This is a genomic window from Rhodanobacter sp. Col0626, from assembly GCF_049994385.1.
Lineage (GTDB): Bacteria > Pseudomonadota > Gammaproteobacteria > Xanthomonadales > Rhodanobacteraceae > Rhodanobacter.
This window is the reverse complement of the sequence record NZ_CP188260.1, coordinates 513276-536763: the sequence shown is the minus strand read 5'-3', so window position 1 is coordinate 536763 and position 23488 is coordinate 513276. Positions and strand designations below refer to the sequence as shown.

The window sequence follows — 23488 nt, the reverse complement described above, 5'->3', positions numbered from 1 at the left end:
GGCGAAAAGGTCCACTCAGGACGACGTCGTTTCCACGATTGACCAGGCGACCGATTCGCCCGCCCGCATCGGTTTGCAGGTGGATCCGGCCAGCGGATAGGCATCCGGAACGATCCACGACGTGCGCTCGATCGCGATGCGATCCGTGTTGCGCGGCAAGCGGTAAAAGTCCGGACCGTGGAAGCTGGCGAACGCTTCGAGCCGATCCAGCCGACCCGCCTGATCGAACGCCTCCGCATACAGCTCCAGCGCCGCATGGGCGGTGTAGAGACCCGCGCAGCCGCAGTCCGTTTCCTTCGCTTCACGCGGATGCGGTGCGCTGTCCGTGCCCAGGAAAAAGTGTGGATTGCCGCTGATGGCTGCCTGCAGCAGCGCCGCGCGATGCGTCTCGCGCTTGAGGATCGGCGCGCAGTAGTTGTGCGGGCGAATGCCGCCCTCGAACAGCGCATTGCGGTTGAGCAGCAGGTGATGTGCGGTGATGGTGGCGCCGACATGGGCCGGCGCGCTACTGACGAAATCGACCGCGTCGCGCGTGGTGATGTGTTCCAGCACCATGCGCAGGGCCGGGAAGCGCGCTTGCAACGGCAGCAGGTGGCGCTCGATGAAAACCCGCTCGCGATCGAAGATGTCGATGTCCGGATCGGTGACCTCGCCATGCAGCAGCAAGGGCAGCTCGTGCTTCTCCATCGCCTCGATCACGCGATAAACCCCCGACAGCTCGCGCACGCCGGAATCGGAATTGGTGGTGGCGCCGGCCGGGTAATACTTCACCGCGAACACGCTGTCGCTGGCCTTGGCGCGGGCGATCTCCTCGACCGGCGTGTTCTCGGTGAGGTACAGCGTCATCAGCGGCTGGAAGCGCATGCCCGCCGGCAGGCTTGCAAGAATCCGCTGACGATAATCTTCGGCCTGCGCAACTGTCGTGACCGGCGGCTTCAAGTTCGGCATCACGATGGCGCGTGCGAATCGCTGCGCGGTATGGGCGATGACCGAGGCCAGCGCATCGCCGTCGCGAAGATGCAGATGCCAGTCGTCGGGACGGATGATTTCTAGGCGCGTGGGGGACATGGATGGTGGACTCGAATTGCGATCTGAGATGGCAATGGTATCGCGCGGGCACGCATCGGTTGTTCCCCCGTAATGGTTTGCCTTCAAGAGCAAGAGCTTTCGTCGTCCTAATGGAGGGCGAGGCCCTTTCTCTAGAGGGTCCCCAGTAGAGCAACGCGCATCCTGCGCGTACTTTTCATAAGAGTCAGATCAAAAGCGGACAGTAAATCTACGCGCGATGCCGCGCTCTCGTCTTTTGCTTTTGCTTTTGCTTTTGCCTCTCAGCTTTCCACCGAGTGCGGGCCACGATGGCCCGCTGCTCTACCCGGGGCCCCTGTGCGGCGGTGAGTCGGAGTCGACAGGCCGCGCAGCGGGCATCGACAAGGATGTCGATGCCTTTTCGCCCGGACAGGAGTCCGGTCGAAAAGCCCGACCCCGGCTCACGGACTTGCCGGGCAGGATGCCCGGCAAGCGCCAAAACGGGGTGGCCTTTCTCTTTGGTTATCTTTCTCTTTGGCCACGCAAAGAGAAAGTAACTCGGCTGCCGCAGGCAGACGAAAGCTCTTGCTTACACGAAGCACCATGACACGCTATGGCAACTGACCCGATATCCATTCGGTGGAGCTTCCCCAGAAATCTATACCTGGGACGGCTGGTGTCTGACCACGACCGCCTTTGCCACTGTTCAAACGAAACACCTCATCGGCTGCGACACCAAGCAATGCCCGCGTAAGTATTTCGAAATAGCGTACGTCGTTGACCAACATGTGCTCGAAGTATTCACATACTTTCTTGTGGTCACCAATATCTTCCAGACCCTCAATATCTCCCGTGAGAAGCATCGCGTCATCCAGGTCGTCGTAGCATCCCGTTGTCGCGAAGTGGCGATACCTTTCGGGTGCAAATTCGCGCCATTGCCTTGTATGGTTTACGCCGCTCCGGTCGGGAGCCGATCCCACGTGCGACCCTGTCACTTTGATCCGATGCTTGCGAAGGCGCGTGTCTATTCCCTCAGGAACTCGTGACCGCGCAGCGATGCCAACGTAAAGAGCAGGGCTTGGCACCGTGAAACCGAGCACGTAGATCCCGTATTGCCTTTCCAGGCCGACTGCCGAATTTTTCTGCAGCGCAGCCGTCTGACATCCAAACGATGCCGGCGCACGGGCTGGTGTCCAGCCGGCGGTCTTCAGCTTCCTGTAATCACCATCCTGCCAATGCGTCCTATCGGCAGGAACGTGATAGAACTTGTTGAGCGAAGCCGGATGGGAAAGCCGAAGAATCGTACTCATGCATCACTCATATCGATGGCGTCGCGACGTGTCGCACCCCAAGGCGAAGATGGCACCTCATTCCTCTCGCAACCAACGCGCCGCATCAATCGCGTAATAAGTAAGAATCGCATCCGCTCCCGCCCGCTTGAACGCCGTGAGCGATTCCAGCACCACCGCTTTCTCGTCCAGCCATCCATTCTGCGAGGCGGCTTTCAGCATCGCGTACTCGCCGCTGACCTGATAGACGAAGGTAGGCACGCCGAACGTGTCCTTCACCCGCCGCAACACGTCGAGGTACGGCATGCCCGGCTTCACCATCACCGCGTCGGCGCCTTCGGCAATGTCGAGCTCGACTTCGTGCAGGGCTTCGTCGCTGTTGCCGACGTCCATCTGGTAGGTGTGCTTGTTGCCCTTGCCGAGGTTGGCCGAGGAGCCGACCGCGTCGCGGAATGGCCCGTAGAACGCGGAGGCGTATTTCGCCGAGTAGGCGAGGATGCGGGTGTGGATGTGGCCGGCCTCTTCCAGCGCGTCGCGGATTGAACCGATGCGTCCATCCATCATGTCCGAAGGGGCCACGAAATCCATGCCAGCATCGGCCTGCGCCAGCGACATCTTGATCAGCGCCTCGACGGTGGGCTCGTTCATCACGTAGCCGCTGTCGTCGATCAGGCCGTCCTGGCCGTGGGTGGTGTAGGGGTCGAGCGCCACGTCACCGATCAGGCCCAGCTCGGGGTGCTTCGCCTTCAATGCGCGGGTGGCGCGCTGCATCAGGCCGTCGGGATTCCACGCTTCGGCGGCGTCCTCACTCTTCACCGACGAACCCGGCGACGGAAACAGCGCCAGCGCGGGAATGCCGAGTTTCACGCATTCGCCGGCCAGCTTCAGCAGCTCATCGATCGACAGCCGATCCACGCCCGGCATCGACGGCACCGCTTCGCGCCGGCCTTCACCCTCGATCACGAATGCCACCATGATGAGGTCGCTGGACAGCAGGGTGTGCTCGCGCATCAGCGCACGGGAGAAGGCATCGCGACGCATGCGGCGCATGCGGATGGCGGGGAAGCTCATGGCGGGGTCTCGTGGGCAATATCGGGATATTTTACGCCGCTGCGCGACGCTCCCGTCGCCGACGGACACTTTGCCACGGCCTGCGTGCCGACCGGTTGCCCGGGTCATCGCACATTCTGCGCCGTACGGTCAGCAAAAGACTGGACTAACCGGCGTGACGTCGGCAGGCTTGGCGTTCCACGCCGTCAGGAAGTTTCATGAGCCAGTCCCGCAGTGCTCCCACCTTGCTCGTTGATCTCGGTGGCACCAATGTCCGTTTCGGAGTGGCCGATCCATCGCGTGACAGAGCGCTGATCAACGACAGCATCCGTCGTTACCGCGTAGCCGAACACGACTCGCTGGTCTCGACCGCAAGGCAATACCTGGATGACACCGGGCTGACAGTACACCGCGCCATCGTGGCCGCTGCCGGCCGCATCGTCGACGGCGAGACGGTCAAGGTCACCAACAATCCTTGGGCGATTTCGGCCCACCAGACGGCCAGCGCGCTGGGTCTGGAGTATGTGCACCTGGTCAACGATTTCGCGGCGCAGAGCATGGCGGTCACCCTGTTGCGGGGCGACGACCTGGTCGACGTGGGCACGGTGGCGCGGCCGGTGATCGGTGCCGAGGACGAGCAGACGTTCGCGATCGTCGGGCCCGGTACCGGCCTTGGCGTCGGCGGCCTGCTGGTGCGCGGCGGCCACTGCAGCGTGCTGCAGACCGAAGGTGGCCACGCCGGCTTCGCCGCGCACACGCCGGAGGACATCGCGATCCTCGATTACCTCAACCACAAATACGGCCGCGTCTCCAACGAGCGGCTGATCTGCGGCCAGGGCCTGGTGAACCTCTACGACGCGATCTGCCACATCGTCGGCGCCAAGCCCGACGACCTCAAGCCCGAGGACATCACCGCGCGTGCCAAGGACGACGGTTGTCCCCTGTGCACGCGCACCGTGGAAACGTTCGCCGGCATCTTCGGCAGTGTCGCCGGCGATCTCGTGCTCACGCTGGGCGCCTGGGATGGCGTCTACCTTACCGGCGGCCTGATTCCGATCCTGTTGCCATGGCTGGAGCGTGGTGGATTCCGCGAGCGGTTCGAAGCCAAGGGCCGCTTTCGCGACATCATGGAAAAAGTACCGACCCAAGCGATCATGAATCCCGAGCCGGGCCTGCTCGGTGCCGCAGCGCTGGCCATACTGGAGTCCGGACGGCCGTTGCTGTCGCGCGGCTGATACGGCGCGTCAGAACTACACCGATTTCCCACGGAGAACCGCCATGCCCCGCCGCGATACCGCCTTTCTGTTCGACCTCGATGGCACCCTGATCGACAGCGTCTACCAGCATGTGCTGGCGTGGAAGGAGGCGCTGGACAAGGAGGGTGTGGAACTGTCGGTATGGCGCATCCATCGCAAGATCGGCATGAGCGGAGGACTGTTCACCAACATCCTGTTGCGCGAAACCGGCCTGGAGATCACTGAAGATCGACTGGAGCGACTGCGCCACTGGCATGCGGAGGCATTCAACCGGCAGCACACGCAAGGGTCGGTCCGCCCGCTGCCAGGCGCGCGCGAATTGCTGGCGTATCTCACCGAACAACAGATCCCATGGGCGATCGCCACCAGTGGACGGATGGAGACTGCCGCGCACAACCTGGAAGCGCTCGGCGTCGATCCGTCGAAGGTGCCGGTGGTGACACGCGATCAAGTGCGCCACGCCAAACCCGACCCGGACCTGTTCCTCGAAGCGGCCGCGCGGCTGGGCGTGGATATCCACCAGTCGCTGGTGATCGGCGACAGCGTGTGGGACATGCTCGCCGCCCAACGTGCCCGTGCACTCGGCGTCGGCGTGCTCTCCGGCGGCTACGGCCATGCGGAACTGCAGCAATCCGGCGCGTTCCGCGTGTATGACGACCCGGCGGATCTGCTGCGTCATATCGACGAGGTCGCGGCACGCGATTGAATGAGTTTTTTGCACGTGGCTAACGCCTTCACTACAAGCGCCGACGTCGCACGGCACAGGTCATGAAGGGTTAACCACCGGCAGGAGTGCAGGGGGTAGGCTCATGACCTATCGCCTACGGAATTCGCCATGCGTCGACTCGTTGCCAGCCTTCCCCTCGCCCTGCTGCTCGCCGCGTGCTCACCCACGCCGACACCTGCTCCTGCGGGAACCGCGCAGACCGCGCCGGCCAACGCCACCCTGGGTTCGACCGAGTGGTATGCCTGGGTTGATCGCACGCTGGGCATCGCAGACACCGATGGTCACGGCCCGGACCGCGGTTCGGCGCAATGGAACCAGGCGGTGCAGCGCAAGCTTGGCCAGGAAGCCCCGCAATCGCAACCCGGCTCGCCGGAATGGCAGCAATCGGTCGATGCGCTGCTGCGCACGCGTGCTGCGCCTTCATCCTGAGATGAGCCTGCTGCCGCCGGCAGTGGATCAGACCGGTGGCAGGGCTGGCGCCAGCAGCGTATCCAGATCGACCTGATCGAAACTGAGTTTCTCGCGCGTACCACCGCCTTCGAGCACGGCGGCCGCGAGTTCGGCCTTGCGCTCCTTCAGCTCCTCGATGCGTTCTTCCACCGTGCCGGACGTGATCAGGCGGAACACGAACACCGGCTTGTCCTGGCCGATGCGGTGCGCCCGGTCGCTGGCCTGCGCCTCGGCGGCGGGGTTCCACCACGGGTCGTAGTGGATCACGGTGTCGGCGGCGGTGAGGTTGAGGCCCACGCCGCCCGCCTTGAGCGACAGCAGGAACAACGGCACCTCGCCGTTCTGGAAACGCTGCACCGGTTCGGCGCGGTCGCGGGTATCGCCGGTGAGGGTCACGTAGCGGATGCGGCGGCGGTCGAGCTCGGCGGCGATCAGTTTCAACATGCCGGTGAACTGCGAGAACAGCAGCACCTTGCGGCCTTCGTCGAGCAGCGCCGGCAGCATGTCCATCAGCAGTTCGAACTTGGCTGATTCGTGCACGCCGCGCGCCGCTTCCAGTTTCACCAGGCGCGGATCGCAGCAGACCTGGCGCAGCTTCAGCAGCGCATCGAGCACCACGATGCCGGAGTGGGCGATGCCGCGCTGCGCGATCACCTCGCGCAATTCCTCGGCCAGTGACAGGCGCAGGCCTTCGTAGAGTTCGCGCTGGCGACCTTCCAGCACCACCCGGCGGGTGATCTCGGTCTTCGGCGGCAGCTCTTTCGCCACTTGGGCCTTGGTCCGGCGCAGGATGAATGGCGCCAGACGCAGGTTCAGCCGTTGCTGGCATTCCTCGTCGTGCTGCTTCTCGATCGGCAGGCGGTAGTAACGGCGGAACGCGCCCTCGTCGCCGAGCAGGCCGGGCACGGCCAGGTCGATCTGCGACCACAACTCGCCGAGGTGGTTTTCCAGCGGCGTGCCGGTGAGGCAGACGTAACGTGGCGTGCGCAGGCTGAGCAGTGCGCGGCGCGCCTGCGTGCGCGGGTTCTTCACCTGCTGTGCCTCGTCCAGCACGATCAACGCGAACGGCTGCTTGCGCAATGCGACCACGTCTCGCGGCAGCAGGGCGTAACTGGTCAGCACGATGTCCTGCGCACCGAGCTGGGCGAATTCTTCGGCGCGCTGCGGGCCGTGCAGGGTCAGCACCTGCAGCATCGGCGCGAAGCGAACGATCTCAGACTGCCAGTTCGGGATCAGGCTGGTGGGCACCACGATCAGCGCGGGCTGAGTCAGGGCGCCGTTCTGTTTCAGCGAAAGCAGGTGGGTGATCAGTTGCAGCGTCTTGCCCAGGCCCATGTCGTCGGCGAGCACGCCGCCAACGCCGGCTTCGGCCAGAGCGTTCAGCCAGCGCAGGCCCTCGCGCTGGTACGGCCGCATCTCGACCGTGAGCCCTTCGGGTACTGCATCGCTGGCGCGTTCAGCCGCGTCGCGCAGGCGTGCGGCAAAACCGAGCAGCGGCTCGGCGGCTTCCAGTGTGCTGCCGCCGGGCATCGCGGCGACCAGTTCTTCCAGGCGACCGGCCTGCACTCGTGGCAGGTGCAGCTTTTTGCGCGGTTTCTCCAGGTATTCGGCCAGCGGCGCCAGCAGCCCGCGCAACTCCTTCAGGCGCACGGGTACACGGCGCCGCGCATCGACCGGCGCGTACCACACCGCGTCTTCGGGCTCGTTCGGCGCCGGGCTGAGGTTCAACTGATGCTCGGCCAAAGCCTGCGCCACGGCGGGCAGCAGGTTGTGGCGCTGGCCGTCCAGCTCGATGCCGATCTCCAGGTCGAACGCGTGGTCGTCGTTGTCTTCCACCGCCTGCCCGTACCAATGCACCGGACCTTCCAGCACCTCGAACGGGAAACTCGGCGCGTATTCGACCTGGAAGTTTTCCGTTTCGAGCTTGGGTCGCAGGGCCAGCCAGCGTGCCGGCGTGTTCACCTCCAGCGCGCCGGCGTAACCGGTGCCGGGAAACAGCCACGCGTCATCGGGCAAGGTGTCGGCCACATCCCACGGCAGCCCCTCGGTGTCCACGCCGGGGGTAAGGCCGACGCGTTCGAGCTGCTCCATCGCCGTGAGTTCTTCGGCGCGGCGGCGGGTGATTTCAACCAGCTGACCATTGCGCACGCGCCGCACCAGCGGCTCGCCGCCGCGACCGGGCAGGCGTTCGCCGGCATAGTCGAACGCCAGTCGCGCGTAACCCAATGGCGGCGTGCCCGCGGCCAGGCGCGCATGGCGGGTCAGCGCATGCATGGTCAGCACCGGCTTCGGCGCCAGTTCCGAGCGGCGCACTTCGCCGAACACCTGCGGTAACGGCACCCGTGTGGCCAGCCGGCTGCCCGGCAGACGGTTGCGCAGGCGCCGACCGTGTTCGTGTTTGAGCGGCGGCAGCTCCAGCCAGCGGGTTTCTTCGGCGGCGGCATCGAACAGGCCAAGCGTGGCGCGCTCGGCGTCGAGGTACCACAGGCCATCGAGGCGCAGCAGGCGCTGGTTGTGCGGCATGACCGGCAGCAGGCGCTGGCTGCCATCCGGTTCCATCTGCCAGTGCCAGTTGAGCTGGTGCGACTTGCCGCGCGACAAGCGCAGGCCGGCCAGGCCGCCGAGAAAGCACGGTGCGGTATCGAGGATTTCGGCGAGCAAGGCATCGCCGACGTGTCCGCTGAGCCGTGCATAGCTGCGGCTCTTGCGCACGTTCTGCGGCAACCCCAGCATGGTCGCGGCGAGGCGTTGTTCATGCGGCTGCAGCGGCGATTGCGCCAGGTGCCGGCTGTCCAGCGGTACCGGCCGTGCGTAGCGGCCATGCTCGGCCACCGCCAGCAAGACCGGCGCCACGTCCAGCCGCGCAAAGGCGGCGCCCTCTTCCGGCATCACTTCCAGGAAGAAACCAAGTACCCCGTGGTCGTCGGTCGTGGCCGGCTTCGGTGCAGCCAGCAACCGCCGCCATGCCTGCGGCAGGGTTTCGTCGTCGTTGGGCGACGGGGCGGCGGCGTGCTGTTTCTCGTCCGGTTGCTGCATGCGCATGCGATCCGTGGCGACAACCAAAACGTTGAGCTTAGCAGCGCGGAGGCCGGATGCGACCCTCCCGTCGTAATGGCTTGCGACGACTCAATCGGTGCCGAACAAACCCCGCGGATATTCCGGCTTCTGTTCGCGCGCCATCAACGCCTTGAGCCCGTCGACAGGCGTGACCTCGCCGTGCAGCACGGCGCGCACGCCGGCGCTGATTGGCAGGTCCAGCCGGTGCTTGTCGGCCAACCGCGATACCTCGTCGGCGGTGAGGATGCTCTCCACCACCTGGCCGATCCGGCGCACCGCTTCGTCGATCGCGATGCCCTGCCCCAGCGCCAGGCCGAGCCGGCGGTTGCGCGAGAGATCGCCGGTACAGGTCAGCACCAGATCCCCCAGGCCGGACAGACCGATCAGCGTCTCCGGCCGCGCCCCGAGCGCCACGCCAAGGCGCAGCATTTCGTTCATGCCGCGGGTGATCAGGCCGGCGCGGGCATTCAAGCCCAACTCCATGCCATCGGCGATGCCGGTGGCGACCGCCAGCACGTTCTTCATCGCGCCACCCAGTTCGGCGCCGAGCACGTCGCTGCCGGAATACGCACGCAGGTTCGGCGCATGCAACAGACCCGCCAGCCGCTGCGCGAACGCATCGTCATCGGAGTGCACGGTGACCGCGCTGGGCAGGCCGGCGGCGACTTCCTTGGCGAACGACGGTCCGGTGACCACCGCCGCCGCGCGCCCCGGCAACTGCTCGTCCACCAGCTCGTGCAGGAAACGCCCGGTGCCAGGCTCGAAGCCCTTGGTCGCCCAGGCAATCGCGGTACCGGCGTCGAGCAGAGGCGCCAGTTCGGCCAGCATCGCGGCAAACGCATGACTGGGTACCACGATCAATACGATGTCGGCACCGCGCACGGCGACGGTCAGATCGCTCTCGTAGACCAGCTCCGCAGGTAGTTCGATGTCAGGCAGATAACGCTGATTGCGACGGCTGGCGGCCATCGCCGCCAGTGCTTCGCGATCACGCCCCCACAACCGGGTCGGCACGCCGTTGCGCGCGGTCAGAGCCGCCAGTGCGGTACCCCAGGAACCGGCACCGAGAACGGTCAGCGTCGGGTTTTCAGCCATGGCTGCGGCTCAGCTGTTCAGCGTGGCCGGAGCTTCGTCGCCACCCATCGCGCGGCGCTGCTGTTCGGCGAACAACGCATCGAAGTTGATCGGCTGCAGCAGGAACGGCGGGAAGCCGCCTTCCAGCACCAGCGAGGAGATCACCTGGCGGGCATACGGAAACAGCAGGTTCGGGCAGTAGCTGCCGATGATGCCGGCATGATCCATCTCGTTGAAACCGGCGATGCCGAACAGGCCGGCCTGCTCCACTTCGGCCAGGTAGGCGGTGCGCTGGCCGACCGTGCAGGTCAGCGTGAGGCTGAGCACCACTTCATACATGTTGTTGCCCAGGTCGGTCGCCTTCTGGCCCAGGTTCAGCTGCACCTGCGGCTGGTCCTTTTCGTCGATATCCTGGAAGATCTGCGGCGCATTCGGCGCCTCGAAGGAAACGTCCTTCACATAGATCTTCTGCATCACCAGCTGCGGCTGACTGGCCTGGCCGTTGGCCTGGTCGTTGGTGATCTCTTGTGCCATCGGGGATTTCCTCGGGTCTAGTCAGGTCGAAAAAGAGATCGATTGTTCCATACATCCCCTTCTCGCGCACCCCGAACTGCCGCGAGCAGGCGCCTCAAGATTGCGCATGGCCTTGTTTTTCTGCGAGAATACGCGGCTCGCCTCTGTCGACCCGGTGTTTCTGGGCGGTCCGCCACGCGGTACGGACCTCACGATCATGCGTTGCGTTACCTCCAGCACTGCGTGGCGCATGGCGCGCTGGGCCGATCTCACCCTGGCTAACGGGTGTCCAACCGACTTTCAAAGCCACGGCTTTTGAAGTCATTCAACGGAGCAAGTCATGGCCCGTGTATGTCAAGTCACCGGTAAGGGTGTGCAGAGCGGCAACAACGTCTCGCACGCCAACAACCGTACCCGTCGCCGCTGGTTGCCGAACCTGCATGAGCGTCGTTTCTGGGTAGCCAGCGAAAATCGCTGGATCAAGCTGCGTGTGTCCAACAACGCCTTGCGCACGATCGACAAGAATGGCATCGAAGCCGTGATTGCCCAGATGCGCGCCCGCGGCGACAAGGTCTGAGGAATAAATCATGGCTAACAAGACCCAAGACAAGATCCGCATGATCTCCTCGGCCGGCACCGGCCACTTCTACACCACGCAGAAGAACAAGAAGAACACGCCGGAAAAGTTCGAGTTCAAGAAGTACGATCCGGTCGTGCGCAAGCACGTGATCTACAAGGAAGGCAAGATCAAGTAATTGATCGCCATCCCGAAGAAACCCGCCCTCGTGGCGGGTTTTTTTTGCCGGCCGCTTGCCCGGCCGTCTGACACCCCGCATGATCGGCGGATGACCAACGGCCTGTTTTCCGATCTGCTTGGCGCCGATGCCTGGCACCGGTTGCCGCACGCCGTGCAGGCCATGCATGGCTCGGCACCGCAGTTGCACGCCACCGGCCTGGCCGATGTCGAGGGTGCCGGCCATCTGTCCGCACGCTGGCTGCGCCACCTGCTGGGACTGCCGCGGCCCGGCGCGCAGCAGGTACTGGCCTTGACGATCGAGCGGCAGGGCACACGCGAAGTGTGGACCCGCCGCTTCAGTCATCGGTGCATGCAGTCGGTGCTCGATCGTCGTGCCGGTTCGCCGCTGCTGTACGAGCGGCTGGGGCCGGCCAGGCTTGGCTTCGCGCTGCATCACGACGGCGACGCGATCGACTGGCAACTGCACAGCCTGCACGTGTTCGGCCTTCCGCTGCCGCGTGCGCTGCGCGGCAGGGTGCTTTCGCGCAGCGGTTTCCGGCGCGGCCGCTACCACTTCAGCGTGGACGTGCGGCTGCCGCTGCTGGGGCAGCTGATCGGCTACCAGGGCTGGCTGGAGCCGCTGCCGGATGGTTGCTGAATCCGCCGCGCCGGTGATCGTGTTCGACGGCGTGTGCCTGCTGTGCAGCCGCTGGGTGCGCTTCCTGTTGAAGCACGATCGTGCGCAACGTTATCGCTTCGCGTCGATGCAGTCGGAAGGTGGACGCGGCCTGTTGCTGGCGCACGGACTGGACCCTGACTCACCGCTGTCCTTCCTGCTGGTGGAGGATGGCCACGGCTACACCGACACGGACGCGATCGCCCGCGTATTGCATGGCCTGCAACATCGCCGTTGGCGCTGGCTGGGTGGCGCATTGCGACTGCTGCCACGCTGGCTGCGCGATCCGGCATACCGCTTCGTGGCCCGCCACCGCTACCGCATTTTCGGACAGAGCCGCGGCTGTTTCCTGCCCACGCCGGAGCAGCACGCGCGTTTCATGACGTAAGCGTTTCCAGCTGCGTCTCTACGGCAAAGCCAACGAGCGCGGCCAGTGCCTCTCCGGCGAGGGTCAGCGAAAAGCGTGGGTCATGCGCCAGCTCGCAGGCGATCCGTGTGCCGAACACGCCGCTGGCGCCGATCAGCAGCACTCGCAAAGCCATGTGTCCCCCCGTCGTTGCGGTCTCTCCAAAAGCAAAACCCGCCAGAAGGCGGGTTTTGTCGGAACGTGATGTACGACGCGGTCAGGCAGCAGCGGTAGCGACGGTGTAGCCCTTCAGCCGCTGGGCAAAATCCTGCAAAGCGCGGATACCGCTCTCTTCGGCTTCGCCGATCCACTGCTGCAAACCCTTCAAGGCCTGCTCGGCACCACGCTGCTCCATCAGGGCGGCGAGGCGACTGCGGAAATCGATCACGATCGCCAGGGTGGGCCGCTTGGCCAGCACAGCCTGCATGCGATCGCGGCCTTCGCTATCGAGCCAGCGGCCGCCGTCGGCCAGGGCCAGACGCATGCGACGCGGCATCGACTTCAGGCTTTCGCCAGCGTGCTGTGCTTCATCGCTGAGGGTCGGGATGATCACGCCACGGTAGTAATCGGTCATGGCCTGGAAGCGATGGGTCAACACCGCCTTCAGTGTTTCCGCATCGGGCAGGCGCACGTTCGGGCGCACGTCCAGCGACGGCGCCACGCGCAGCACCTTGGCCAGACCCACCGCGCGCAGGCCGCAGATCGCTGCCCAGCCGATGTCGAATTCCCACTTGCGCAGCGCGAACTTGGCCGAGCTGGGGAAAGCGTGATGGTTGTTGTGCAGCTCCTCACCGCCGATCCAGAAACCCCACGGGATCAGGTTGCGTGCGGTATCGGCGCTTTCGAAATTGCGGTAGCCGGCCCAGTGGCCGATGCCGTTGACGAAACCGGCAGCCCAGAACGGGATCCAGACCATCTGCACGGCCCACAGTGCCGCGCCGATGACGCCGAACAGCGCCACACTGATCAGCAGCATCAGGGTCGGGCCCCAATACGGGTGCGCGCCATAGACCTTGTGCTCGACCCAGTCATCCGGGGTGCCACGGCCGTACTGCTCCATGTCCTGCTTCGACTCGCAGGCGTCGCGGTACAGCGAAACGCCGTCCCAGAACACCTTCTTGATGCCGTAGATCATCGGGCTGTGCGGATCTTCCTCGGTCTCGACCTTGGCGTGATGCTTGCGATGCACCGCCACCCATTCACGGGTGACCATGCCGGTGGTCAGCCAGCCCCAGAAGCGGAAGAAATGCGCCAGCACCGGATGAAAATCCACGCCGCGATGAGTCTGGCTGCGATGCAGGTACAGCGTCACCGTGAAGATGGTGAGCTGGGTCACGATCAACAGGTAGACGAGCATCTGGACCCAGCTCGCGCCGGTCAGACCATCGTTCAGGAAATTGAGCACCGCATTCAACATGGAGAGCACCGGAGTAAGGGACGAGTCAGTGTAGATCGGGGTTTCCGTACCCGCCAGCATGGTGTCGACCACGAATCATAGCAGTCGGTCAAGAGCGGGGCGTCAAGGCGATGTTATTCACGGACGCGAACGGTGCCTGTTGTTTAACAGTGGGGGCACCCTGACAATCACGCAATGACCTTGATGACCCCCACTTCAGCCAAGACTGTCCTGCAACTGGATCGACTCGGCCGCCAACGCGCCGGCCGCCAGGCCGTGCAGGACCTGAGCCTGTCGCTTCAGGCCGGCCAGGTCATGGGCCTGCTGGGCGTTAACGGCGCCGGCAAGTCCACCACCTTGTCGATGATCGCCGGCGCGCTGCGGCCTGACAGCGGTGGCATCAAGCTGAACGGCGAGGATTTCCTGGAACATCCCGAGCTGGCCCGCACGCTGATCGGCTGGCTGCCGGAGCGCGCGCCGGTGTGGGCGGAACTCAGCGTGGAAGAACATCTCCACGCCCATGGCCGTCTGCGTGGAATGAACGGTGCTGCGCTGGGCGCGGCGCGCGATCGCATCATCGAGCGGCTGGAACTGCAGCCGTTGGCCCGGCGCCTGGCCGGCGTGCTGTCACAGGGTCAACGCCAGCGACTGGGACTGGCCTGCGCACTGCTGCACCGTCCCGCCTTGCTGGTGCTGGACGAACCGGCCAATGCACTCGATCCTGTGCAGGTCGCGGCGCTGCGCACGCTGATTCGCGAGCAGGCCGCCGACGGCACTGCGGTGATCCTGTCCACCCACCTGCTGGCCGAAGTGACGGCCGTGTGCGACCGCGTGGCGATCCTGCACGAAGGCAAGTTGCGCCATGACGGCCCGGTGCACGCCAATGATCACGCGGCACTGGAAAAAACCTTTTTCGAGATTGCGATGAACGGCACCACCCAACCGGCACGCGCCGCATGAGTGTTTTTTCCGTGACACGATTGGAATGGCGCCGGCTGTTGGTGCGTCCGCTGGCCTGGGTGCTGGCCGCACTGACCCTGGCGTGGCTGGCGTGGAACTTCACCCTGCTGCTGGGCAATTTCCTGGCCGGCCAGATCCAGCGCGCCGCGGCGCCGGACGGACCGGGTTTCACCGACCTCGTCGCGGTGCCGCTCCTGGGCCAGCTTGCTCAACTGGCCTTCCTGGTGGTGCCCTTGCTGGGCATGTCGGTGCTCGCCGGCGAACGCCGCAACGGCACCCTGCCGCTGCTGTTCGCCGCCGGCGTGCCGGCATCGCGCATCGTGTGGGGCAAATACCTGGCGCTGCTGGGCTGGCTGCTGCTGTGGTTGTTGCTGACCTTGGCGATGCCGCTGGTACTGGCACACGCCAACCATCTCGACTGGGGCAAGCTGGCCGCCGCCACGCTCGGCCTGGCGCTGATGCTGGCCGCGCTGGCCGCGATCGTCGTGGCCTGTTCGAGCTTTGCCTCGCATCCGGCGATCGCCGCCGCTGCCGCGCTGATTCTTGCGCTGGCGCTGTGGAGCGTGAACCTGGGCGCGCAGATGGCCGGCATCAACGGTGGCGCGATCAACTGGCTGGCGATGAGTTCGCATCTGCAACCGATGTTGCGCGGGCTGGTCTCCAGTACTGACATCGTCTGGTTCGTGCTGCTGATCGTGCTGGCGCTGGTACTGGCCACCCGCCGGCTCGACGCCGACAAGGAGCGTGGCTGATGCGCAATCTGTTCAGACGTCTGGACGGCTGGTTGTTTGCCCTGCTCCTTCTGCTGGCAGCGGGTGCGATCGGCTATCTGAGTACGCGTTACATCCATGAGGCCGACTGGACTGCACACGGCCGCACCAGCCTGTCGGCGGAAAGCCGCGCGGTGCTGGCCAGCCTCGACGGACCGGTGGAAATCGTCAGCTACGCCAACCCGCAGGGCAACCTGCGCCAGACGGTGGCCGGCTTCCTGCGGCGCTATCAGGTGGTGAAGCCCGATCTCGGCCTGCGGTTCGTCGATCCGCAGCTGGACCCGGCGAAGATGCGCGAACTGGGCATCACCGTCGATGGCGCGCTGATCCTGCATTACAAGGATCGCGAGCAACGGCTGGACGAATTGTCCGAGCGCAGCCTGACCAACGCACTGGAACGCCTCGTGCGGGGCAGCGATCGCATCGTGGCCTTCGTCACCGGCGACGGCGAGCGTCGCGCCGACGGCCAGGCCAACGCCGACCTCGGCACTTTCATGATCCAGCTCGAAGCGCGTGGCATGCGCGCGGTACCGCTGAATTTCGCCCAGGTCGCCGCCGTGCCCGAGCACACCGATCTGGTCGTACTGGCCAGCCCCAGCCTGGCACTGCCGGCCGGTGCGGTGCAGGCGCTGGTCGGCTACGTGCAGAACGGCGGCAACCTGCTGTGGCTGACCGAGCCGACCAATGACGACCTCGGCCTCGATCCGCTCGCCGCGGTACTCGGCGTGCGCGTGCTGCCGGGCGTGCTGGTCGACGGGTCCGGCACGGCGCTGGGGCTGCATGATCCGCGCCTGATCGCGTTGGGCGATTACCAGCCGCAGGCGATCACCCGCGGCTTTACGCTGACCACGCTGTTTCCGCAGGCATCGGCATTGGCTCAGGTAGCCAAGGGCGACTGGACGGTCAAGCCCTTCCTGCGCTCCGGCGCGCAAAGCTGGACCGAGTTCCAGCCGATCGACAACGCCAAGCCATCGGACATCCGCTTCGATGCCGCCGCAGGCGAATTGAAAGGCCCGCTGGATTTCGGTTTTGCATTGAGCCGGTTGTCACCCAGCCCCGACAAGAGCGAGCAGCGCGCGGTGGTGATCGGCGATGGCGATTTCCTGTCCAACACCTTCCTCGGCAACGGCGGCAACCGCGCGCTGGGCGAACGTGTATTCGACTGGCTGCTGGGCGACGACAAACTGGTCGACCTGCCGCCGCGCGGCGCGCCGGATCGGCTGCTGGAGATCTCCCAGGCCGAATTGAGCGCGTTGAGCATCGGCTTTCTGATCGCATTGCCGCTGCTGCTGCTGTCGATCGGCGGCCTGATCGCCTGGCGTCGGCGGCGGCGCTGATCGATGAAACACGCCCACCGCCAGCGACTGAGCCTGCTGATTGCCGTGGTGGCACTGCTGGGGCTGGCCGGCTGGCAGTGGCAGCGCGACGCCCACAACGACACCGGCAACCTCACCGCGATCGATCCGGCCAGCATCGACCACATCGCGCTGAGTTTGCCCGGCGCATCGCCCCTGCATTATGAGAAACGCGACGGCCACTGGTGGCGCACCGATGGCACGCCGTCACGCGCCGACGATGCACGACTGAGCGATCTGGCCGATACCGCCGCCGCGCCCGTGTTGAGCTGGCGGCCGGCCCGCAATTTCGATATGGCGAAGATCGGGCTGGCGCCGCCACGGGCCGTGCTTACGCTGGAGGGGCAGTCGCTGGAGTTCGGCGAGAGCTCGGTCACCGGGCCACAACACTACGTGCGCGCAGGCAACCGGATCGCGCTGGTATCGTCACGCTACATGCCTCGCTCGCCGGCCACACGCACCACCGAGCTGCACTGAGTCGCGGAATTCACCCTTGCCAGAACTGCCTGAAGTCGAAACCACCCGCCGCGGCATCGCGCCCTACCTGATCGGCCGTCGCGTCACCGGGGTGATCCTGCGCCGACCCGACCTGCGCTGGCCGATTCCGCCTGAAGTCAGCGATCTGCTGCCGGGCCAGCGCATCGATGCGGTGGAGCGGCGCGCGAAATACTTGTTGCTGCACACCGAAGTCGGCAGCGCGTTGCTGCATCTGGGCATGTCCGGCGTGTTGCGCGTATTGCCACCGGATGCTCCGGTCGGCAAGCACGATCACGTCGATATCGCGCTGGAACGGACATCGGCGCAGGCACCGCGCATCCTGCGTTTCACCGACCCGCGCCGCTTCGGCTGCCTGCTGTGGCAGGCGCCCGGCGACACCCACGAACTGCTGGCGAAACTCGGCCCGGAACCGCTGACCGACGCGTTCGACGGCGACCTGCTGTGGCATCTGTCGCGCGGCCGCACGGCAGCGGTGAAACTGTTCCTGATGGACAACGCGATTGTCGTCGGCGTGGGCAACATCTACGCCAGCGAAGCGCTGTTCGCCGCCGGCATCGACCCGCGCCGTGCCGCCGGCGCCGTCTCGCGAGCACGCTACGCACGATTGGCCAGCGAAGTGAAACGCATCCTGGCCTGGGCGATCGAACGCGGCGGCACCACGTTGCGCGACTTCCTCAATCCCGATGGCGCGCCGGGTTACTTCTTCCGCGAACTGAATGTGTATGGCCGGGCGGGCGAACCATGTCGCGTATGCGGCACACCGATCCGGCAAGTCGTGCTGGGGCAACGCTCGACGTTCTGGTGTCCGACCTGCCAACGTTGAACGGGGCGGCAGCGCTCACTGCGGCCACTGGAACTCGACGTAGGTATTGTTGAACTGCGGGTCGTCCAGTCCGCCGCCGAGATGCGCCACCACGCCGTTGGGCACCCCTTCGATATCCAGCGTCTGGCCGTCGGAGAAATGTGCGCCGAGGGCTTCCAGTTCGGCCAGTTTTTCGCACAGGACGCCAGCACGATCGATCGCGCGGTCCGGCACCTGGCGAATGCTGATGTCGGGGCGCCCGAACTTGCGCATGCCGCGCGTGTGGACCCAGGAATGATCCGGCGTGGCATCGTTGTCGCGCAAGATCAGCAGATGATTGCGAATCGGGGCGCCATCGCGGATCAGATACCGACGGCGCCACGCATCGGCGTCCAGCAGGCTGAGGATCTGTGGATCGAGGATCGCGGTGCCGCCGATATCGAGCATGCCGGCGAGCACGCCCAGCGTGTCGCGAAGGTAGCCGGTGGCCTGGCTGTCCTTGAGCGAACCGCGCACGACCATGACCTCGGGCGCATCGAAAGCGCGCTGGTACGCTTCCGGCGCGTCAGCCTTGAACATGCGGCCCATCGCACCCTTCAACGGGTAGCCTACCCACTGGCGCAACGCGCTGTGATGGTGGCTGACCGATTCGATGCCCGCTGGCAAACCGGCACTGCCGTAGTCGCTGGAAGGCACGCGCACCGTGTCGAATTTTCCGAACACGTAGAACTGCAGCAGGATTTCCTCGTCGCTGGACTGCCAGTGCGGACGCTGCCAGGCGGGGATGGTGATCGGGTGGCTCATGTCGTTCCTTGGTGGCGGATCTCGGTCAACGGTGCTCGATCAGCGATTCTTGCCAAGCGGCAACACCGACTGCTGCAATTCGATGCGACCACTGCCTTCGCTGATCTTCTTGAACTCGGCGCGGCTCACCGAGACATAGCGGTCGTTGCCACCGATCTCAACCTGCGGGCCTTCGGTAACGGCACGGCCGTGTTCGTCCACGCGCACCACCATGGTCGCCTTGCGGCCGGTGTGGCAGATCGTCTTGATCTCTTCCAGGTTGTCGGCCCAGGCCAGCAGGTAGCGGCTGCCCTCGAACAATTCGCCACGAAAATCGGTGCGCAGGCCGAACGCCAACACCGGGATGTTCAGCTTGTCGACCACGTCGCTGAGCTGCCATACCTGCGGTTTGATCAGGAACTGCGCCTCGTCGACGAACACGCAATGCAACGGACCTTGGGCCTCGATGTCAGCCTCGACCAGCGCCAGCAGGTTTTCCTCGCCACCAAAGCGCCGCGCATTCGCCTTCAGGCCGATGCGCGAGGCGACCACGCCTTCACCGTAACGGTTGTCCAGCGCCGGAGTGAGGATCAGCGTGCGCATGCCGCGCTCGTGATAGTTGTAGGCGCTCTGCAAAAGCGTGGTGGTCTTGCCGGCATTCATTGCCGAGTAATAGAAATAGAGCTTGGCCATTTTATAAAATGTTACTTAATTAGAATAATTTCTCCCGGCAGAACCGGGACTTTATGGGCGAGCCCCTCAAAGGGGTCGTGAAGCCAGCGGAACGCAAAACCCACACGCCAGCATATGCATCATCGCGTCAAGGCTCCCGGATTGCGTTTCCCTTAACCTTGCGCGCATCTTAGCTGGTGCTTTCGTTCGGCGATTGTCAGTGCGCGTGCCTTGTCCCGCCGGATCTGTTTCATCAAGAGCACGGCAGGGTTGAGGTAGGACGGCCCAACGCACCGCTTCGCGCGCCGAGAACAACGTTCGTGGCGCCGAGCCCGATTCAATCGTCGTCCTGCGTGTGGTATTTCTCGTAGTGGGTTGCTGCTTGTTCGATCAACTGCGTGTTTACTACGCCCGACAAGCCATGCCGGCGGCACAGCTCCTTCACCGGTAACCCCGCCTCGACCTCTCGCAGGAGGCCGATGATCTGTTCTTCCGAAAAACGCTTCACGTCCGATCTCCTCAGCTCACGGGATCGGACTCTAAAGCTTCGTGCTACTCAGTTTGGAGGAGACGTCGCGGCGCGATCGTTTCGCGCCACAGGGCCCGCCATTGGGAAAAAGCCGTTCAACGTCCCACGCCCAGCATCGGCCCTTGCTGCCCTTGCGCATGGATCTGCGCCTGCAACGCCTGGTTCGTCAGTTGCTGCTGCGTCATCGCCTGATCCACTTCCTTGAACTGGACCGCCGACTGCGCCACCGACGGTGCTTCCTGCAGGGTCTGGCTGAGGACGATCGCCTTGTCCTGAAACCTTTGGTACGGGCCTTCCGGTGTGGCGAACACGGCCAGGTGGGGGTTCTCGCTGATACGGCCTTCGAGGCCGTTCTTCAGCAGGCGGACCGCACCTACGTCGTTCATCTGCATGTCGCGCGCACCGATCATCACCTGCACCGTTTCACGATCCAGTGACTCGGCACCTTTTTGCATGCCCCAGCGGGCGTACTCATGGGTCAGTGCCGCACGAGCGTGCTCGAACAGGGGATGGTGCGAGTGGTCCGGATGGCCGGGATGATCCGGCGACAGGCTGTGCGGATCGGGCCGCTGCGTGTTGACGGCCTCCGGTGGCGGCAGCTCCCGCGTACGCCACGCCGCGGCATGTTGTTCGGGCGTGTGGGCCAGGGTCTGTGCCTCGGGAACGGCCAGCACCAGGGGGCGGTCGCCCAGATCCCGCGGATGCTCGATGGCCAACAAGGCCTCGCCGTCCTTGCGGAAGTGCTGGATTTCGGTGTTGTAAAGCAAATCGCTGCCCAGCCTGGCGGTGAAGCCGGCGGCCAGGCGATCCTTTTGCTCGGCGCTGTAGCCACGCACCGCCGGTGCCTCATTCAGGGTGGGTCGGGCCTCATGGAAGCCCTGCTCCCCCAGCGCATCGCGAAACATCTGGTAGCGCGGGTTGAGCGGATGCTCGGCGTGGCGAAAGTCACGCAGGGCGAGCGGGTCGAGCGGAGGCGTCAGCACCGGGGCGACTTCGCGCGGGGACGATACCGCCGCCGGGACCAGGGCGGCGGCCTCGGCGACGCGGCCGGGTTCCAACGAGGTCGTGTCGCGCGAGGGCGATGCGGCTCGTTCCTCCTGCGGCCTCGCTTGCTGCTGCGCGTGCATCGCCTGCTGATGCGTCTGCTGGGCGGCCAGCGCGGCATGGCTGGGCTCGATGGTGGCGATGGCCGGTTCCGTGCGAGTCGGTGCAGAGGTTTGGGCGTCATGGTTGTACGACCCAGGGCTCGGGGCAGGTGCGGGCTCGCGCTCCGGCACACGCAGGCCGGGCAGGATCGCCGCAGGCGTAGGCGGCAAAGGCGCTTCGCGCGTGGCGATATGACCCTGGATTTGCTGCTGGCGTTGCGCTTCCTGGGTACGGTCGGCTTGGCTGCTTTCGCCGTGCAGGGCACGTTGCTGGTGGCGGGTGGCGTCCAGAGCCGCTGACATTTCAGCCGATATTTCAGATGCCAATGCGCGCTCCAACGACTGCATCGGATGGGTCGCTGTATCGTAAGACTGCTCGACGGCGCGTCCGGTGGCTTCAACGCGCCCATAGGTATCAACGATACGGTTCACCACACCCACCGTCGTCGCTTGAACCTCGGGGTTGTGAATGGCCGCCTGGGCGGTTTGCGAGACGTTGTGCGCGCTCTGCTTGACGGTTTGCCGGGCCGATTCCAGCTTGTGGGCGGCGTAGTTGCCGACGGCATGCACCGCTTGCCCGTGCAGGTGCGCGGCCTCGCCCAAGGCAGCACCGGCCAGCGGCGCGAGTGGTGCCAACGGCAGCATAAATTCACCGGCTTTGCGGGCGGCTGTCGCGACCTGCTCATCTTGCGTTTGCACGAACTGGCTACCCGCCCGCACGCCATCAGCGCCATGTTGCAAGCGGTGTTCCACACGCTGCACCGTGGCGTTGTGTTCGATCTTGTCGCGGATGATCGGGTCCGCGTTGATCGCCAGGTATTCGTTCAGCTGCTGCTGGATGTCCGACGGCAGGTGCACCGATGGCTTGCCGCTTTCCATCTGGCGCAGTGTCACGGAGAGTTCGCCGCGCTCGCGATTGAGGTCACCGCTCAAATGGTCGAAGGCGGCCTGGTGGTCCTTGTATCGCTGTGCGTACTCCGCCATCACCGCGGGGTTGAGCACGTTGATGTTGCCGTCCGCGCCGGTGAAGTGGGCGCCGCTGTGATCGCCACCGCGCATGGCTATCAGCGGATTGGGCGGCGCGGAACCGGCCGGTGCATCGAGATAGCGCCCGGCCTGCAGGCCGACGACGTCCTCCGGACTGGCCAGCGAAACGACGGTGCCGATGTGTGCGTTGGCCGCGCTGACGGGATCGCCGGCCATCCTGTAGTTGGTGAGTTGGCAGCCAGGCGCGGGTGGGCCGTCGGTCATACCCACTGCACCGAAGGCGTTGAGGGTCGCACCACGCAACCCGAACTTGGCTGCCTCGATTTGTGCCAGGGTGCCGCCGAGGGAATGGCCGGCGACCGACACATGGTCTTTGGAAATGCCTTGTTGCGCGGCTTTGGCGATCATCGCGGCGGTGAAAGCGTCGGCTTCATCTTTTTGCGGGTTGATCGCATCGCGCACCATCGTGGCATCGACGGCGATATCCTGCAGCATTGTGCCGGGATGCTTTTTAAAGTCCGGATCGGTGCCGCGGTAGGCGATGATGATTTCGCCGGTAGCCAAATTTTGATAAGCCGTGGCGTGGAAGCCGGTAACGGGGTCGTCTTTGTAGCCGAATACTTCGTACTTCTGGCCATCCAGCGGGGGAAACTTCGTGCCGATATCGCTTTGTGAGCGATTGTTGTACGCGTCGCTGGCAGCGGCAGCAGAGGCTTGCGGGCTCGAGCTCATAGCGTAGCTTCCTTGACAGTAACTGTGATCGGAAAAAAGGCGTCGGGACTCTTGATGTATTCGGGTCGAACGGTAAGGTATGGCAGACCATCGATCGTTCTTGAACGATCCAGAAAATCACTCTTCCTGAAATACTCCATCTGCGGACCATTGTGCGTGAAGTCTTTCATCGCGGAGCCCGCAGCGAACTTCTCGTTGTGCACGGTGAAAACAGCCGCCACACTGGTCGCATCCCAATGGCAAACACCTAGCTCGTAGTAATCCTCGTCCTGAATGAGATCCCTGTAGAAATAGCCCTTCCACGTTTTTTCGTTTATGCGGGTCATCTCGATATCTTGACCCACGTCTTGAGGCATCTCATGAACCCCAAGAAATTTATCTTCCGGTGTACATGCGGGGTTGATGACGTCATAACTGATGTACCCCTTCACCGAATCCCAAGGCCCCGGCGCATCCGCCGTAGCGATGACTTCATAGCGCTTGACCGGGTGCGGGTTCATCTTCGGGTTTTTGGGATCGCCGTGAGTCATGGAACATCCTGTGGTCAGTGTCAGGGCAAGAACGAGTGCGGTGAGTGTTCGTCGTAGTGGCATGGTTTG

Annotated in this window: 24 protein-coding genes and 1 pseudogene; 12 read left to right on the top strand and 13 right to left on the bottom strand. The window is 64.7% G+C overall.

The features are described from left to right. Window positions 1-15 precede the first annotated feature (15 nt). From pyrC to hemB, 3 genes are all read right to left on the bottom strand, one after another. On the bottom strand, window positions 16-1068 hold the full coding sequence (gene pyrC / locus ACPPVV_RS02165) for a dihydroorotase (RefSeq protein WP_426701842.1): 1053 nt from the start codon (window positions 1066-1068) through the stop codon (window positions 16-18). A gap of 569 nt (window positions 1069-1637) precedes the next feature. Further along, complete coding sequence (locus ACPPVV_RS02160) at window positions 1638-2336, bottom strand: hypothetical protein (protein WP_426701841.1); 699 nt, start codon at window positions 2334-2336, stop codon at window positions 1638-1640. A 57-nt stretch (window positions 2337-2393) separates the two neighbouring features. Further along, window positions 2394-3386: a porphobilinogen synthase gene (hemB, locus tag ACPPVV_RS02155; protein WP_426701840.1), complete on the bottom strand. Its 993-nt coding sequence runs from the start codon at window positions 3384-3386 to the stop codon at window positions 2394-2396. 197 nt (window positions 3387-3583) lie between these two features. On the opposite strand from hemB, the gene glk reads away from it, so the two are divergent. The 3 genes from glk (at window position 3584) to ACPPVV_RS02140 (ending at window position 5777) form a co-directional block, all read left to right on the top strand. Then, a complete protein-coding gene (glk, locus tag ACPPVV_RS02150) occupies window positions 3584-4600 on the top strand; it encodes a glucokinase (protein ID WP_426701839.1) in 1017 nt (338 codons plus the stop codon). Between the two features lie 43 nt (window positions 4601-4643). Further along, window positions 4644-5327 (top strand): HAD family hydrolase, encoded by a 684-nt coding sequence (locus ACPPVV_RS02145; RefSeq protein WP_426701838.1) that lies wholly within the window; start codon window positions 4644-4646, stop codon window positions 5325-5327. A 129-nt stretch (window positions 5328-5456) separates the two neighbouring features. Next, window positions 5457-5777 carry a hypothetical protein gene (locus tag ACPPVV_RS02140; RefSeq protein WP_426701837.1) on the top strand — a complete coding sequence of 107 codons (321 nt, stop codon included), beginning with the start codon at window positions 5457-5459 and terminating at the stop codon, window positions 5775-5777. Window positions 5778-5804: 27 nt separating this feature from the next. On the opposite strand, the gene ACPPVV_RS02135 is transcribed toward ACPPVV_RS02140, so the two are convergent. The 3 genes from ACPPVV_RS02135 to secB form a co-directional block, all read right to left on the bottom strand. Next, window positions 5805-8834: a DEAD/DEAH box helicase gene (locus ACPPVV_RS02135; protein ID WP_426701836.1), complete on the bottom strand. Its 3030-nt coding sequence runs from the start codon at window positions 8832-8834 to the stop codon at window positions 5805-5807. A gap of 90 nt (window positions 8835-8924) precedes the next feature. Beyond that, window positions 8925-9950 carry an NAD(P)H-dependent glycerol-3-phosphate dehydrogenase gene (locus ACPPVV_RS02130; RefSeq protein WP_426701835.1) on the bottom strand — a complete coding sequence of 342 codons (1026 nt, stop codon included), beginning with the start codon at window positions 9948-9950 and terminating at the stop codon, window positions 8925-8927. 9 nt (window positions 9951-9959) lie between these two features. Then, window positions 9960-10463, bottom strand: coding sequence for a protein-export chaperone SecB (gene secB, locus ACPPVV_RS02125; RefSeq protein ID WP_426701834.1), 504 nt, complete (start codon window positions 10461-10463; stop codon window positions 9960-9962). A 319-nt stretch (window positions 10464-10782) separates the two neighbouring features. Between secB and rpmB the strand changes: the two genes are divergently transcribed. The 4 genes from rpmB (at window position 10783) to ACPPVV_RS02105 (ending at window position 12242) form a co-directional block, all read left to right on the top strand. Beyond that, window positions 10783-11019: a 50S ribosomal protein L28 gene (rpmB, locus tag ACPPVV_RS02120; RefSeq protein ID WP_140648917.1), complete on the top strand. Its 237-nt coding sequence runs from the start codon at window positions 10783-10785 to the stop codon at window positions 11017-11019. Between the two features lie 10 nt (window positions 11020-11029). Next, a complete protein-coding gene (rpmG, locus tag ACPPVV_RS02115; protein ID WP_072759007.1) occupies window positions 11030-11197 on the top strand; it encodes a 50S ribosomal protein L33 in 168 nt (55 codons plus the stop codon). Window positions 11198-11287: 90 nt separating this feature from the next. Then, entirely contained in the window at window positions 11288-11836 is a 549-nt protein-coding gene (locus ACPPVV_RS02110; protein WP_426701833.1) for a DUF4166 domain-containing protein, read from the top strand. Next, complete coding sequence (locus ACPPVV_RS02105; RefSeq protein ID WP_426701832.1) at window positions 11826-12242, top strand: thiol-disulfide oxidoreductase DCC family protein; 417 nt, start codon at window positions 11826-11828, stop codon at window positions 12240-12242. Before ACPPVV_RS02110 ends, ACPPVV_RS02105 begins: the two co-directional genes overlap by 11 nt. Here ACPPVV_RS02105 and ACPPVV_RS02100 read toward each other — a convergent pair. Both ACPPVV_RS02100 and ACPPVV_RS02095 read right to left on the bottom strand, forming a co-directional pair. Next, entirely contained in the window at window positions 12232-12396 is a 165-nt protein-coding gene (locus tag ACPPVV_RS02100) for a hypothetical protein (protein WP_426701831.1), read from the bottom strand. The two genes, ACPPVV_RS02105 and ACPPVV_RS02100, sit on opposite strands and share 11 nt — an antisense overlap. An 81-nt stretch (window positions 12397-12477) precedes the next feature. Beyond that, window positions 12478-13677 (bottom strand): DesA family fatty acid desaturase, encoded by a 1200-nt coding sequence (locus tag ACPPVV_RS02095; protein WP_426701830.1) that lies wholly within the window; start codon window positions 13675-13677, stop codon window positions 12478-12480. 174 nt (window positions 13678-13851) lie between these two features. Between ACPPVV_RS02095 and ACPPVV_RS02090 the strand changes: the two genes are divergently transcribed. The 5 genes from ACPPVV_RS02090 to mutM are packed head-to-tail and all read left to right on the top strand — an operon-like array spanning window position 13852 to window position 18062. Then, on the top strand, window positions 13852-14616 hold the full coding sequence (locus tag ACPPVV_RS02090; RefSeq protein WP_426701829.1) for an ABC transporter ATP-binding protein: 765 nt from the start codon (window positions 13852-13854) through the stop codon (window positions 14614-14616). Next, window positions 14613-15368, top strand: a complete 756-nt coding sequence (locus ACPPVV_RS02085; RefSeq protein WP_426701828.1) for an ABC transporter permease — start codon at window positions 14613-14615, stop codon at window positions 15366-15368. The genes ACPPVV_RS02090 and ACPPVV_RS02085 overlap by 4 nt, the downstream gene beginning before the upstream one ends. Continuing rightward, window positions 15368-16723, top strand: a complete 1356-nt coding sequence (locus ACPPVV_RS02080; protein WP_426701827.1) for a GldG family protein — start codon at window positions 15368-15370, stop codon at window positions 16721-16723. Before ACPPVV_RS02085 ends, ACPPVV_RS02080 begins: the two co-directional genes overlap by 1 nt. 3 nt (window positions 16724-16726) lie before the next feature. After that, window positions 16727-17218, top strand: a complete 492-nt coding sequence (locus ACPPVV_RS02075) for a hypothetical protein (protein ID WP_426701826.1) — start codon at window positions 16727-16729, stop codon at window positions 17216-17218. 16 nt (window positions 17219-17234) lie between these two features. Next, window positions 17235-18062 (top strand): bifunctional DNA-formamidopyrimidine glycosylase/DNA-(apurinic or apyrimidinic site) lyase, encoded by an 828-nt coding sequence (gene mutM, locus ACPPVV_RS02070; RefSeq protein ID WP_426701825.1) that lies wholly within the window; start codon window positions 17235-17237, stop codon window positions 18060-18062. 15 nt (window positions 18063-18077) lie between these two features. Here the strand turns inward: mutM and ACPPVV_RS02065 are convergent, their stop codons facing one another. The 5 genes and pseudogenes from ACPPVV_RS02065 to ACPPVV_RS02045 form a co-directional block, all read right to left on the bottom strand. Further along, window positions 18078-18845: a hypothetical protein gene (locus tag ACPPVV_RS02065; RefSeq protein WP_426701824.1), complete on the bottom strand. Its 768-nt coding sequence runs from the start codon at window positions 18843-18845 to the stop codon at window positions 18078-18080. 39 nt (window positions 18846-18884) lie between these two features. Further along, the gene (locus ACPPVV_RS02060; protein ID WP_426701823.1) at window positions 18885-19517 is read right to left on the bottom strand and encodes a thymidine kinase; all 633 of its coding nucleotides are present in this window, start codon (window positions 19515-19517) and stop codon (window positions 18885-18887) included. A gap of 391 nt (window positions 19518-19908) precedes the next feature. Then, window positions 19909-20004, bottom strand: a pseudogene (locus ACPPVV_RS02055) (transposase); the annotation flags it as partial. Window positions 20005-20120: 116 nt separating this feature from the next. Next, complete coding sequence (locus ACPPVV_RS02050) at window positions 20121-22889, bottom strand: hypothetical protein (protein ID WP_426701822.1); 2769 nt, start codon at window positions 22887-22889, stop codon at window positions 20121-20123. After that, complete coding sequence (locus ACPPVV_RS02045; RefSeq protein ID WP_426701821.1) at window positions 22886-23419, bottom strand: hypothetical protein; 534 nt, start codon at window positions 23417-23419, stop codon at window positions 22886-22888. Before ACPPVV_RS02045 ends, ACPPVV_RS02050 begins: the two co-directional genes overlap by 4 nt. Between the last annotated feature and the right edge of the window lie 69 nt (window positions 23420-23488).

Coding starts and splice junctions, on each gene's coding strand:
- pyrC (WP_426701842.1), bottom strand. CDS start 1,068: ATGTCCCCCACGCGCCTAGAAATCATCCGTCCCGACGACTGGCATCTG.
- ACPPVV_RS02160 (WP_426701841.1), bottom strand. CDS start 2,336: ATGAGTACGATTCTTCGGCTTTCCCATCCGGCTTCGCTCAACAAGTTC.
- hemB (WP_426701840.1), bottom strand. CDS start 3,386: ATGAGCTTCCCCGCCATCCGCATGCGCCGCATGCGTCGCGATGCCTTC.
- glk (WP_426701839.1), top strand. CDS start 3,584: ATGAGCCAGTCCCGCAGTGCTCCCACCTTGCTCGTTGATCTCGGTGGC.
- ACPPVV_RS02145 (WP_426701838.1), top strand. CDS start 4,644: ATGCCCCGCCGCGATACCGCCTTTCTGTTCGACCTCGATGGCACCCTG.
- ACPPVV_RS02140 (WP_426701837.1), top strand. CDS start 5,457: ATGCGTCGACTCGTTGCCAGCCTTCCCCTCGCCCTGCTGCTCGCCGCG.
- ACPPVV_RS02135 (WP_426701836.1), bottom strand. CDS start 8,834: ATGCAGCAACCGGACGAGAAACAGCACGCCGCCGCCCCGTCGCCCAAC.
- ACPPVV_RS02130 (WP_426701835.1), bottom strand. CDS start 9,950: ATGGCTGAAAACCCGACGCTGACCGTTCTCGGTGCCGGTTCCTGGGGT.
- secB (WP_426701834.1), bottom strand. CDS start 10,463: ATGGCACAAGAGATCACCAACGACCAGGCCAACGGCCAGGCCAGTCAG.
- rpmB (WP_140648917.1), top strand. CDS start 10,783: ATGGCCCGTGTATGTCAAGTCACCGGTAAGGGTGTGCAGAGCGGCAAC.
- rpmG (WP_072759007.1), top strand. CDS start 11,030: ATGGCTAACAAGACCCAAGACAAGATCCGCATGATCTCCTCGGCCGGC.
- ACPPVV_RS02110 (WP_426701833.1), top strand. CDS start 11,288: ATGACCAACGGCCTGTTTTCCGATCTGCTTGGCGCCGATGCCTGGCAC.
- ACPPVV_RS02105 (WP_426701832.1), top strand. CDS start 11,826: ATGGTTGCTGAATCCGCCGCGCCGGTGATCGTGTTCGACGGCGTGTGC.
- ACPPVV_RS02100 (WP_426701831.1), bottom strand. CDS start 12,396: ATGGCTTTGCGAGTGCTGCTGATCGGCGCCAGCGGCGTGTTCGGCACA.
- ACPPVV_RS02095 (WP_426701830.1), bottom strand. CDS start 13,677: ATGTTGAATGCGGTGCTCAATTTCCTGAACGATGGTCTGACCGGCGCG.
- ACPPVV_RS02090 (WP_426701829.1), top strand. CDS start 13,852: ATGACCTTGATGACCCCCACTTCAGCCAAGACTGTCCTGCAACTGGAT.
- ACPPVV_RS02085 (WP_426701828.1), top strand. CDS start 14,613: ATGAGTGTTTTTTCCGTGACACGATTGGAATGGCGCCGGCTGTTGGTG.
- ACPPVV_RS02080 (WP_426701827.1), top strand. CDS start 15,368: ATGCGCAATCTGTTCAGACGTCTGGACGGCTGGTTGTTTGCCCTGCTC.
- ACPPVV_RS02075 (WP_426701826.1), top strand. CDS start 16,727: ATGAAACACGCCCACCGCCAGCGACTGAGCCTGCTGATTGCCGTGGTG.
- ACPPVV_RS02065 (WP_426701824.1), bottom strand. CDS start 18,845: ATGAGCCACCCGATCACCATCCCCGCCTGGCAGCGTCCGCACTGGCAG.
- ACPPVV_RS02060 (WP_426701823.1), bottom strand. CDS start 19,517: ATGGCCAAGCTCTATTTCTATTACTCGGCAATGAATGCCGGCAAGACC.
- ACPPVV_RS02050 (WP_426701822.1), bottom strand. CDS start 22,889: ATGAGCTCGAGCCCGCAAGCCTCTGCTGCCGCTGCCAGCGACGCGTAC.
- ACPPVV_RS02045 (WP_426701821.1), bottom strand. CDS start 23,419: ATGACTCACGGCGATCCCAAAAACCCGAAGATGAACCCGCACCCGGTC.